Annotated in this window: 1 pseudogene; it reads right to left on the reverse strand. The window is 53.5% G+C overall.

The features are described 5' to 3' along the window. Positions 1 to 388 (reverse strand): annotated as a pseudogene (locus A9587_RS24270) (transposase zinc-binding domain-containing protein); the annotation flags it as partial. Positions 389 to 565: the final 177 nt, after the last annotated feature.

The following is a 565-nucleotide window of genomic DNA, read 5'->3' on the forward strand; positions in this document are numbered from 1 at the left end:
TGCTGGTCACGGCCCCATGTGTGGATTACCGTGAATACCCCCGGTTCCACATCCGCCTGGCGGCAGATTTCCAGTATCACATCCGCTGCAATACGGCTCATCTCTGCCAGTAACCACCGGTTGTGGATCACCAGGGACCAGACTCAGCAGATACTGTATCCACTGTGTGCCAGCCTTCACTCCGCAGTGCGGGCAGGAGCGACTTTGTGTGGCAACAGTCCTGTGATGAACAGCACCACTGTGTGTAACCCATCAGCGTGGTCCCGCAGGCCATGATTTTTGTCACCGACTCAATCACCACCGGACGCACTGAATCTTCCGGCTGCTTCTCCAGCCAGTTAAGCCAGCGGTTTCTCTGCTGGAAAATATCGGCAAAACGGGGAAGCATGAATTACGCAGGGGAAAGATGTGAGGTGCCGCACTGCGGACAGATAAAGTGATGTATCGTGCACACGGACAGAAAATTTTTCCAGGACATGGGGAGCATGGTGACATTACCGTCGGGCTCACCAACTATCCATACAGTTGTTTCATAATTGCCGGTGGCATCTTCTTCAAACAGGTA

This window comes from Escherichia sp. MOD1-EC6162, assembly GCF_002965125.1.
Taxonomy (GTDB): Bacteria; Pseudomonadota; Gammaproteobacteria; order Enterobacterales; family Enterobacteriaceae; genus Escherichia; species Escherichia marmotae.